This window comes from Rhodococcus sp. RD6.2, from assembly GCF_001040705.1.
Lineage (GTDB): Bacteria > Actinomycetota > Actinomycetes > Mycobacteriales > Mycobacteriaceae > Rhodococcus_G.
In genome coordinates this window covers 429,761-439,697 of sequence record NZ_CVQP01000009.1, presented here as the reverse complement: position 1 = coordinate 439,697, position 9,937 = coordinate 429,761, and the positions used below count along the sequence as shown (strand labels likewise).

The window sequence follows — 9,937 nt, the reverse complement described above, 5'->3', positions numbered from 1 at the left end:
GCCTCAGCAACCCCTCCGCAGTCATCGTCGAAACAGTCCAGTGCGAAGGCGGCGTCAACGTCGCCCGCGCCGAATGGCTCCGCGCCCTCGCCGACCTCTGCCACACCCGCGACATCCTCCTCATCGTCGACGACGTCCAAATGGGCTGCGGCCGCACCGGACCCTTCTTCTCCTTCGAGGTCGCAGGCATCACCCCCGACATCGTCACCCTCTCCAAATCCATCGGCGGCTACGGCCTCCCCATGGCCCTGACCCTGTTCAAACCCGAACTCGACGTCTGGTCCCCCGGCGAACACAACGGCACCTTCCGCGGCAACAACCCCGCCTTCGTCACCGCCACCGCCGCACTCGAGCAGTACTGGACCGACGACACACTGAGCAGGTCGGTCCTCGCGAAGGGCGAGCAGGTGAACACCGTGCTCACCGAACTGGCCGAGTGCTTCGACGGGGTGCGAACGCGGGGCCGCGGACTCGTGCGCGGCCTCGCGTTCGATCAGCCGGACCTGGCGGGACGGGTGTGCGTTGCAGCGTTCGAGTCGGGTCTGCTCACCGAGACCTCCGGCCCGTCCGACGAAGTCGTGAAACTCCTTCCACCCTTGACGATTTCCCCCGACGACCTCGATCTGGGGTTGCGCATTCTGACCGGAGCAGTAGCGGCCGTGTGCCGAGAACAGGAGAACCAACCGTGATCGTGCGGACCACCGACGAGATCACCGACACCGATCGCGACATCACCAGCGCCGACGGCAACTGGCGATCCAAGCGCATCGTCCTCGCGGGCGACGGCGTCGGATTCTCGTTCCACGAAACCACCATCGCCGCGGGCTCGGTCAACGAGTTCCACTACGCCAACCACGTCGAAGCGGTCTGGCTGATCGAAGGCGACGGCATCATCACCGACCTCGACAACGGGGAGGTGCACCAGTTGCGGCCCGGCACCATGTACCTGCTCGACGGCCACGAACGGCACCGCGTCGAACCCGTCACCCAGATGCGGATGCTGTGCGTGTTCAACCCGCCCGTCACCGGCCGGGAGGTGCACGACGAGAACGGTGTCTACCCGCTCGTGGTCATTCCCGCGGAAGGAGAAGCGGCACAGGAGGACCTCGGCATGAATGCGTGACGTGATCGGCCGGTGTCCGACTCGCATCCTGGATGCACCGACGTTGCCCCGTCCGCGTCGTCTGGCCGGCAGGAACCGACCCGGACCCGGCTCCCTTTAACGGCTCCGACCCCAAGTAGGCTCGTGGGCATGGTCGACGATCCCGCATCCGGCCTGAACGAACTGCTCGACACGGTGCACCGTCGTCTCGGCGAGTCGGTCACCTCGCGCGACACCCTGCGCGACCTCCTCGAGGCCGTGCTGGTCGTCGGTGCCGGTCTCGACCTCGACACCACCCTGCAGCGGATCGTCCGGGCCGCGACAGAACTACTCGGTGCCCGGTACGGCGCGCTCGGTGTCCGCGCACCCGGCGGCGGACTGTCGGAGTTCGTGTACGAGGGCATCGACAGCGCCACCCGGTCGACGATGGGGCACCTGCCGGAGGGCCGCGGACTACTCGGGCTGCTGATCAACGATCCGCGTCCGGTACGGATCCGCGAACTGGCCACGCACGCCGCCTCGGTCGGATTCCCACCCGACCATCCGCCGATGCACAGCTTCCTCGGCATGCCGATCATCGTGCGCGGCCAGGCCTTCGGCAGCATCTATCTCACCGAGAAGCGGGGTGGGCCCGAGTTCACCGACGAGGACCAGACGATCCTCACCGTGCTGGCCGAGTCCGCGGCACTCGCGATCGACAACGCCCGCCTGTTCGAGCAGTCCCTCGTCCGGGAACGCTGGTTGACGGCGATGTCGTCGATCACCTCACGCCTGCTGGTCGGCGGGTCGGTACCGGAGACCCTCGACCTGCTGGTGCGGCGGATCCGGGAGCTCAGTTCGGCCGACGTCGTGACCATCGTGGACACCGTTGACGGTGCGAGCAGCGTCTCCGCCACCACCGATCCCGACCTCGCCGTCGGCCAGGATGTCGACTTCGCCCAGCTCAGCTCCGGCGCAGGACGGGCCGCGACGCTTCCGGTGTCGGGGCCGCAACACGTCCAGGGCGCGCTGGTGGTGACCTCCCGTTCCGGCGAGCAGGAGTGGGATCCGGACGAGCTGCAGCAGCTTGCGTCGATGGCCGATCTGGCGGCGGTGGCGCTCGAGTTCGCCCACCAGCAGCGTCAGCAGCGGCTGCTGGACGTGCTCGCCGACCGCGATCGCATCGCCCGCGACCTACACGACAACGTCATCCAGCGACTGTTCGCCACCGGGATGAGCCTGCAGTCGGTGCTGGGCGCCGCGGAGGGCCGGATGTCGGAGGTGCTCACCCGCTCCGTCGAACAGCTCGACCGGACGGTCCGCGAGATCCGCACCACGATCTTTGACCTGCAGTCCGCCGAGTCCACCGTGCCCGCGGGGCTGCGCCGACGCCTGCTCGACGTGATCGGCGAGCTCACTGCGGACGTCACGCCGTCGGTGCAGTTCTCCGGCGCGATCGACACCCTCGCCTCGGAATCGATCGCGTCGCACGCCGAAGCCGTTCTGCGCGAGGGACTTTCCAATGCCCGGCGCCACGCCAACGCTCGGTCGATCACGGTGACAGTATCCGCGGGCGACTACTTCGTCGTGGCCGTCGCCGACGACGGCGTGGGGTTGTCCGGCACCGAATCCCGGAGCGGGCTCGCCAATCTGGACAAGCGGGCCGCGGCGTGCGGCGGCCGATTCGACGTCGAGTCGACTCCGGGGTCGGGCACCACGATCACCTGGCGGGTACCCCTCGACTGAGGACACCCGCCAGGCGATGCTCAGTTGATCGGCGGCAGCTGGACGACCTGCCCCGCGTAGGCGAGTCCGGCACCGAATCCGAGCAGCAGTGCGGTGTCGCCGGGCTTGGACGCGCCAGACCTGAGGATCTCCTCCATCGCCATCGGAATCGATGCGGCGCTGGTGTTTCCGGATTCGACGATGTCGCGGGCGACGACAACCCCCTCGGGCAGGCCGAGGGTGCGGATGAGGGCGTCGGTGATCCGGCTGTTCGCCTGGTGCGGCACGAAGGCGTCCAGATCCTCGACACCGACGCCCGCCTTTTCGAGTGCGGCGCGGCACGCCTTCTCCAGGAAGGTGACGGCCCAGCGGAACACGGCGGGCCCGTTCATCCGGATGTAGGGCCGCTCCGGCAACTCGGCTCCGTCGGCAACCGCAGCGACCTCCGAGAAGTACTGCGCAAAGTCCTTGTCCTGCTTGATCGCAGCGGTCTGACTGCCGTCGGAACCCCAGGCGACGGGTCCGATCCCCTCGACGTCCGACGGACCGACCACCACGGCGCCAGCACCGTCGGCGAAGATGAACGCGCACGTGCGGTCGCTCTGGTCGAGCAGGTCGGAGAGCCGCTCCACACCGATCACCAGCACGTGGCGCGCCTGTCCGGCCCGGACGAGGCTCGCGGCGTTGCCGAGTGCGTAGCAGAATCCGGCGCAGCCGGCCGAGACGTCGTAGGCGGCGGTGTCGTGCATGCCGAGTTCGGTGGCCACGACCGCGCCCGCGGACGGGCCCAGCACCATCTGCGACGAGGTGGCGAGCACGACCGCGTCGATCTGGTCGGCGGCGAGCCCGGCGGCCTGCAGGGCATCGCGGGCCGCCGCGACGCTCATCGAGACGATCGACTCGTCGGCGTCGGCCCAGCGGCGGGCGGTGATGCCGGATCGGGTCCTGATCCACTCGTCGGAGGAGTCGATGCGGTCGACGATCTCGGCGTTGGGGACGACGCGCCTCGGTCGGTACACCCCGAGGCCGAGAAGGGCCGTGTTGGTGACGGGACTGGCTGTGGCGATCTTCGCAGGCATGGCATCCTCTCCATATGAACCGATCGGTTCATGTCCGTGTCTAACATGAACCGATCGGTCCACACAAGATTTCCGCAGACAAACATCGGGGAGCATTCGAATGACCACGGCACGACCACGCGCTCGCCTGCTCTCCACCACGATCACGATGGTGCAGGAACTCGGGGTCAACGCGGCCGGCCTGACCGAACTGCTCAAGCGGAGCAACGCGTCACGAAACTCGCTCTACCAGCACTTCCCGGCCGGAAAGGGCCAACTCGTGGAGACCGCGACGAAGATCGTGTCCCGGCTCGTGCAGTCGCACCTCGCCGTCATGGCCGACGCCCTGCCCACCGCCCCCTCGATCGAACAGTGGCTCGACGACCTCCTCGCGTTCTGGCGCGAACCCCTCGAGTCCAGCGACTACCGCCTCGGGTCGTTCATGATGGCGGCCGCACTCGACGAACCGGACTCCGCCGTCCAGGCCGCCGCCGGCCAGGCGTTCACCGAGTGGACGGCCCGACTCGCGGCCGGTCTCGCCGCCGCAGGGGTCGCGGACGCGACCGCGCGGTCGACTGCGGGGCTGCTGCTGTCCGCGATCGAAGGCGCCATCCTGCAGTCCCGGGCCCTCGAGTCCAGCGAGCCCTTCGACGACGCCCGCACCCAACTCGGTGTCCTGCTGCGGCACCACCTGCCGCAGGCCGCGTGACACGGCCTCACCACTTCGTGCCGGGCTTGCCCTTCAGTTCGGTCGCCAGCACCGCCGCCTGCGTGCGGCGCTGCATACCCAGCTTCGCCAGCAGGCGCGACACGTAGTTCTTGACGGTCTTCTCGGCCAGGTGCATCCGGGCGCCGATCTCCCGGTTCGTCAGGCCCTCGCCGATCAGTTCGAACACCGCACGCTCCTGATCGGTCAACTCCTCGATCACCCCGGTCTGGCTTCGCTGCGACCGGATCCGGGCGAGCACCGCGGCGGTCGCACGGTCGTCGAGCAGCGAACCGCCCGAGGCCACGGTCCGGACGGCGGCGATCAGGTCGGTACCCAGGATCTGCTTGAGCAGGTAACCGGAGGCGCCGGCCATCACCGCGTCGAACAGCGCCTCGTCGTCCGAGTAGGACGTCAACATCAGGCACCGCAGGCCCGGCGTCCGCGACCTGAGCTCGCGGCACAGTTCGACCCCGGACCCGTCCGGCAACCGCACGTCGAGCACGGCGACGTCCACCCCGCCGTCGGGGACGGTCGCGAGCGCCTCGGCGACGCTCGACGCCTCACCGACGACGGTGAAGTCGGGCGCCGCGCCCAGGAGATCCACCAGGCCGCGGCGGACGATCTCGTGGTCGTCGACCAGGAACAGGCGTGTCGTCATATGTCGATCCCAGCACATCGGGACTTTCGGCACTATCGACCGGGTACCCCCCTCGGCGACGGTGACAGTGACACCACTGACGCGAACGGGGACGGACTGTGACGCGCGAACTGACCCAGCTCGAACTACTCCACGAACTCGAACCCGTCGCCGAGGAGAACGTGCACCGGCACCTGGCGATGGCGAAGGACTGGCATCCACACGACTACGTGCCCTGGGACGACGGCCGCAACTTCGCCGCCCTGGGCGGTGTCGACTGGGATCCCGAGCAGTCGCAGCTCAGCGACGTCGCAAAGGCTGCCATGATCACCAACCTGCTCACCGAGGACAACCTGCCGTCCTATCACCGGGTGATCGCGGAGAACTTCTCCCGTGACGGCGCGTGGGGCACCTGGGTCGGCAGGTGGACCGCGGAGGAGAACAAGCACTCCGTGGTGATGCGTGACTACCTCGTAGTCACGCGTGGCGTCGACCCGGTGGCGCTGGAGAACGCCCGGATGGCGCACATGACGTCCGGGTTCAATCCCGACCTGCAGGAGGGTCTGCTCGACGCCGTCACATATGTGACCTTCCAGGAACTCGCGACACGGGTCTCGCACCGCAACACCGGCAGGGCGTGCGGCGACCCGATCGCCGACCGCATGCTGGGCAGGGTCGCCGCCGACGAGAACCTGCACATGATGTTCTACCGCAACATCACCGGCGCCGCGCTCGACCTCGCACCTACGCAGGCGATGCGCGCGATCGTCAAGATCCTCGACAACTTCAAGATGCCCGGCGCGACGATGCCCGCATTCCGGCGCAATGCCGTGCTGATCGCGAAGGGCGGGATCTACGACCTGCGCCAGCACCTCGACGACGTCGTCCTGCCCGTACTCCGCACCTGGAAGGTGTTCGAACGCAACGACTTCACCGGCGAAGCGGAGTCACTGCGCGAGGATCTCGACGAACTGCTCACCGGACTGCGTGCCGATGCGCAGCGGTTCGAGGAGGCCAGGGACCGCGCGCTGGCACGCGCAGCGGCGCGAGGCAAGGTGCCGGTCGGATGACGGCCGTCATGGACGACCCGAGCCAGGCACTTCCGGACACGGACACCCGCGCGCTGTTCGAGACTGCGCTGACGATGGCGGCAGCGGCCAAGCGCGGCAATGTGACCGCGTGGGCGGAGGCGAAGTGCGCGCGGCACGACCCGGATGCGCTTGCCTTCCTGAACTCGGTCCTGCTCGGCGTGCTGATCGAGAACGACGCCGTCCGCCGCGGCGTTCACCCCGCCGACGTGTGGGCACAGTTGCGCGCGGGCGGGCTCGACGAATTCGGGTGACGCCACCTCACGACCGCATCCGCAACGCGGGGCCGGTGCCCATCGGCACCGGCCTCGCGTTCGTTCACGGGTAGCGGCTACTCGGCCGGTCCGCCGGGGCGCACGATCAGCACCGGGCAGTCTGCCGTGCTCATCAGCGCCGCGCTCGTGGATCCGAGCAGCATTCCCCTGAAGCCACCGCGACCGCGGCTGCCGACGACGAGAAGCTGTGCCTGCTCGGAGAATTCGCTCAGCACCCGGACCGGACGGTCACGGCGGACGACCCGCTGCACCGGGACGTCGGGGTACTGCTCGATCAGGCCTGCGAGCTGCTCGGAGAGCACGGCTTCCTCGGCCGCCTGAATGGCACTCCAGTGCGGATCGTCCTCGGTCGCACCGAGCGACGGCTGCACCGACACGTCACTCCACACGTTGACCGCGATGAGCTGGGCGTTGCGGGCGGACGCTTCCCTGAAGGCGGCTTCGGTTGCGGCGGCACTGGTCTCGGATCCGTCGATGCCGACGACGACCGGACCCTCGGTCGGGGCGTGGCCGTCGAGGGTGCGTCCACGTACGACCGCGACCGGCGTCGTCGAGTGCGCCGCCACGGCCCGCGCGACCGATCCGAGGACGGCGCCGCTGAGTTCGCCGAGTCCCCGACTGCCGAGCGCGATCACCGACGCGCCCGGGGCGTACTGCAGCAGCACCTCCGCGATGCGGCCCTCGTGCAGCTTCGTCTCGATTTCGAGTGTCTCGTCGACGGCCTCGCGCGCGAGAACCTCGGCGCTGTCGAGGTGCGCGCGTCCGGCGTTCTTCAGGTCGTCGCCGTAGCCCCGAACCAGGTAGGGCTCGCTGTAGTAGTAGGCCGGCACGTGCACGACGGAAACCAGCAGCAGCGGAAGCTTGCGGGCCGCGGCCGTCCGGGCGGCCCACACCACTGCGGTCGATGCCGCGTCCGATCCGTCCACACCGACCACGACGGGCTTGCTTGCACTCATGCTGCTCCTCAATTCGACCGACGACGCTGTCGTGCCCATTGTCCCCGCTCCCAGCCGGGTCCGCGTGGGTCGAAGGTCCCCGTGTCGGCATCGCGTCCGTCACGTCGAAACCTGCCGACGGCTCTCACCTGGCGATTCCTCCAGGTGGCTCCTACTGTTGAGGACACAACCGAATCCGGTTGGGCGTTTCCAGTGAGGAGCGTGACGATGACCGATTCGACGACCCCGAAGAAATCGCTGCTGTCCCGGATGACGCCGGGCCGCTGGCTGGCACTGGTACTGGTGGTGCTGGCCGTGATCTTCATCTTCCAGAACACCGCCACTGCCACCATCTCGCTGGCGTGGTTCACCGTCGACGCCGCACTGTGGCTGGTCCTGCTGGTCGTGTTCGCGATCGGCTGGGTCGCGGGCTGGCTGCTCGGCAGGCGCAGGCCGGGCAACTGACGACGCTCCGCAGTCGCGATACGTATCCGGCGATACGCCTGCGGGACGATGCCGCACGGTCGATCCGGGTCTAGGTTGGCGTCATGGGTTCCCGTGCCGTCGACTGCACCATCGCGGGCGTGGTTGGTGTCGTGGCGACGGCGGGCACGCTGGGAGCCTCACGACACGGGCATCCGGCCCACCCACTCGACGCTCTCGCATTCGTGCTCGTTGCGGTCGCAGCGGGCGCGCTGCTGTGGCGGCGGGCCGCGCCGCTGACCGTGCTCACGGTGACCGGCGCGGCGGCCCTGGTGTTCGTGCTCCGAGGGTACGGTCTCGGCCCGATCTTCCTGCCTCTCGTGGTCGCGTTCCTCACCGCCGCTCCCCTACACCGTCGCTGGCCGATGTACGCGCTGCCGGTGGTCGGGTACGCCGTCATCGTGTGGGGCGTCCCGTGGGTCACGGGGGAACCGGCCCCGTCGACGGCCGCCGCGGTCGGGATCGGCGCGTGGCTGCTCACACTCATCGCGGTGGCCGAGGTCGTCCGGCAGCGCCGGGAGGCGATCCGCGCCAGGCGAGCGCGGGAACGCGACGCTGCACGCGTCGCCGAGGAGGAACGTCTCCGTCGAGCCAGTGACGAACGCCTCGACATCGCCCGAGAACTCCACGACGTACTGGCCCACAGCCTTTCGCTGATCAACGTGCAGTCCGGAGTCGCGTTGGAACTCCTGGACAGCCGACCCGAACAGGCCGGTATCGCACTCGCGTCGATCAAGGATGCCAGCCGCGACGCCCTGGTCCAGGTACACACGATGTTGCAGTCGCTGCGGCACGGCACGGAGGCCGCACCGCTGACACCCGCGCCGTCGATCACCGACCTCGACCGGCTCGTCACCCACGCGCGGAACGCCGGGATCGGTGTCACGACAACCGTTTCCGGAGATCCCCGATCGATACCGACGGGCACCGACCTGGCGGCGGCCCGGATCGTGCAGGAGTCGCTGACCAACGTCGTCCGGCACTCGGGCCGGACGACGGCCCGGGTGACGGTGCGGTTCCTGCCGGAGGTACTCGAAGTGGAGGTGGACGACGACGGTCGTGTCACGGAGCCGCCACGCCCAGGCGCCGGCATCACCGGAATGACCGAACGCTGCCGCGCCCTGGGCGGGACACTGACCGCCGCACCTCGGCCCGGCGGCGGGTTCCGGGTTCTGGCCCGGCTTCCACTGCTGCGCAACGAATCCGGTGTGTCGTGACGATTCGGGTGGTCGTCGCCGACGACCAGGCCCTCGTCCGGGCCGGGTTCGCCGCACTGCTGGACGCGCAGGAGGGGATCGAGGTGGTGGGTGAGGCCGCCGACGGTGCCGAGGCCGTGCGACTGGCCGCGGAGCAGGCACCGGACGTGGTGCTGATGGACATCCGGATGCCGGTACTCGACGGCATCGAGGCCACCCGTCGGATCGCGGCTCGGAGCGAACTGTCCGAGGTGCGGGTGGTGGTGCTGACCACCTTCGAGATCGACGAGTACGTCTTCGAGGCCGTCCGTGCCGGTGCGGCCGGGTTCCTCGTGAAACACACCGAACCGGCCGACCTCGTCCGGGCCGTTCGGGTGGTGGCGGCGGGTGACGCGCTGCTCTCCCCCACCGTCACCCGGCGGCTGCTCGCCGAATTCGCCGCCCGGACGAAACCCACACCCAACACTGCCGTCCTCGCCGCTCTCACCGACCGCGAACGCGAGGTCATGACACTGGTGGCGGAGGGACTGAGCAACGCGGAGATCGCCGAACGGCTGGTGCTCAGCCCGGCCACGGCCCGCACCCATGTCGGGCGGATCCTGCTCAAACTCGGGGCCCGCGACCGCACCCAACTCGTCGTCCTCGCCTACGAGTCCGGTCTGGTGCGCCCCGGCCGGCGTTGAGTGCGCAGTTCCTGTCGCCCGCACCCGAGAAACGGCACGGTATCTGCGCTCTCGCCGTACGCAATCG

12 protein-coding genes are annotated in these 9,937 nt (G+C 69.0%); 9 read left to right on the top strand and 3 right to left on the bottom strand.

Annotated elements, in window-relative coordinates; genetic code table 11:
- The 3 genes from RHCRD62_RS20950 to RHCRD62_RS20940 form a co-directional block, all read left to right on the top strand.
- Positions 1 to 689 (top strand): aminotransferase class III-fold pyridoxal phosphate-dependent enzyme (locus RHCRD62_RS20950; protein ID WP_157051010.1); only part of this gene is annotated, 689 nt, incomplete at its 5' end.
- Positions 686 to 1,123 carry an ectoine synthase gene (locus tag RHCRD62_RS20945; RefSeq protein WP_050066646.1) on the top strand — a complete coding sequence of 146 codons (438 nt, stop codon included), beginning with the start codon at positions 686 to 688 and terminating at the stop codon, positions 1,121 to 1,123. The genes RHCRD62_RS20950 and RHCRD62_RS20945, both read left to right, overlap by 4 nt.
- Positions 1,124 to 1,252: 129 nt before the next feature.
- The gene (locus RHCRD62_RS20940; RefSeq protein WP_050066645.1) at positions 1,253 to 2,827 is read left to right on the top strand and encodes a sensor histidine kinase; all 1,575 of its coding nucleotides are present in this window, start codon (positions 1,253 to 1,255) and stop codon (positions 2,825 to 2,827) included.
- A 20-nt stretch (positions 2,828 to 2,847) separates the two neighbouring features.
- Here RHCRD62_RS20940 and RHCRD62_RS20935 read toward each other — a convergent pair whose 3' ends face one another.
- Complete coding sequence (locus RHCRD62_RS20935) at positions 2,848 to 3,885, bottom strand: beta-ketoacyl-ACP synthase III (protein ID WP_050066644.1); 1,038 nt, start codon at positions 3,883 to 3,885, stop codon at positions 2,848 to 2,850.
- Between the two features lie 100 nt (positions 3,886 to 3,985).
- Here RHCRD62_RS20935 and RHCRD62_RS20930 point away from each other — a divergent pair, with 100 nt between their 5' ends.
- Complete coding sequence (locus RHCRD62_RS20930; RefSeq protein WP_050066643.1) at positions 3,986 to 4,573, top strand: TetR/AcrR family transcriptional regulator; 588 nt, start codon at positions 3,986 to 3,988, stop codon at positions 4,571 to 4,573.
- A gap of 7 nt (positions 4,574 to 4,580) precedes the next feature.
- Here the strand turns inward: RHCRD62_RS20930 and RHCRD62_RS20925 are convergent, their stop codons facing one another.
- The gene (locus RHCRD62_RS20925) at positions 4,581 to 5,231 is read right to left on the bottom strand and encodes a response regulator transcription factor (protein ID WP_050066642.1); all 651 of its coding nucleotides are present in this window, start codon (positions 5,229 to 5,231) and stop codon (positions 4,581 to 4,583) included.
- A 98-nt stretch (positions 5,232 to 5,329) separates the two neighbouring features.
- Here RHCRD62_RS20925 and RHCRD62_RS20920 point away from each other — a divergent pair, with 98 nt between their 5' ends.
- Together RHCRD62_RS20920 and RHCRD62_RS20915 are read left to right on the top strand one after the other, a co-directional pair.
- Positions 5,330 to 6,280, top strand: coding sequence for an acyl-ACP desaturase (locus tag RHCRD62_RS20920; protein WP_050066641.1), 951 nt, complete (start codon positions 5,330 to 5,332; stop codon positions 6,278 to 6,280).
- Positions 6,277 to 6,552, top strand: a complete 276-nt coding sequence (locus RHCRD62_RS20915; protein ID WP_050066640.1) for a hypothetical protein — start codon at positions 6,277 to 6,279, stop codon at positions 6,550 to 6,552. The genes RHCRD62_RS20920 and RHCRD62_RS20915 overlap by 4 nt, the downstream gene beginning before the upstream one ends.
- A gap of 77 nt (positions 6,553 to 6,629) precedes the next feature.
- Here the strand turns inward: RHCRD62_RS20915 and RHCRD62_RS20910 are convergent, their stop codons facing one another.
- Positions 6,630 to 7,529, bottom strand: a complete 900-nt coding sequence (locus RHCRD62_RS20910; protein ID WP_050066706.1) for a universal stress protein — start codon at positions 7,527 to 7,529, stop codon at positions 6,630 to 6,632.
- A 207-nt stretch (positions 7,530 to 7,736) separates the two neighbouring features.
- On the opposite strand from RHCRD62_RS20910, the gene RHCRD62_RS20905 reads away from it, so the two are divergent.
- From RHCRD62_RS20905 to RHCRD62_RS20895, 3 genes are all read left to right on the top strand, one after another.
- Entirely contained in the window at positions 7,737 to 7,973 is a 237-nt protein-coding gene (locus RHCRD62_RS20905; RefSeq protein WP_084734414.1) for a LapA family protein, read from the top strand.
- Between the two features lie 83 nt (positions 7,974 to 8,056).
- Positions 8,057 to 9,208: a sensor histidine kinase gene (locus tag RHCRD62_RS20900; RefSeq protein WP_050066639.1), complete on the top strand. Its 1,152-nt coding sequence runs from the start codon at positions 8,057 to 8,059 to the stop codon at positions 9,206 to 9,208.
- Positions 9,205 to 9,870 (top strand): response regulator, encoded by a 666-nt coding sequence (locus RHCRD62_RS20895; RefSeq protein WP_050066638.1) that lies wholly within the window; start codon positions 9,205 to 9,207, stop codon positions 9,868 to 9,870. Before RHCRD62_RS20900 ends, RHCRD62_RS20895 begins: the two co-directional genes overlap by 4 nt.
- Positions 9,871 to 9,937 lie beyond the last annotated feature (67 nt).

Coding starts and splice junctions, on each gene's coding strand:
- RHCRD62_RS20940 (WP_050066645.1), top strand. CDS start 1,253: ATGGTCGACGATCCCGCATCCGGCCTGAACGAACTGCTCGACACGGTG.
- RHCRD62_RS20935 (WP_050066644.1), bottom strand. CDS start 3,885: ATGCCTGCGAAGATCGCCACAGCCAGTCCCGTCACCAACACGGCCCTT.
- RHCRD62_RS20930 (WP_050066643.1), top strand. CDS start 3,986: ATGACCACGGCACGACCACGCGCTCGCCTGCTCTCCACCACGATCACG.
- RHCRD62_RS20925 (WP_050066642.1), bottom strand. CDS start 5,231: ATGACGACACGCCTGTTCCTGGTCGACGACCACGAGATCGTCCGCCGC.
- RHCRD62_RS20915 (WP_050066640.1), top strand. CDS start 6,277: ATGACGGCCGTCATGGACGACCCGAGCCAGGCACTTCCGGACACGGAC.
- RHCRD62_RS20910 (WP_050066706.1), bottom strand. CDS start 7,529: ATGAGTGCAAGCAAGCCCGTCGTGGTCGGTGTGGACGGATCGGACGCG.
- RHCRD62_RS20905 (WP_084734414.1), top strand. CDS start 7,737: ATGACCGATTCGACGACCCCGAAGAAATCGCTGCTGTCCCGGATGACG.
- RHCRD62_RS20900 (WP_050066639.1), top strand. CDS start 8,057: ATGGGTTCCCGTGCCGTCGACTGCACCATCGCGGGCGTGGTTGGTGTC.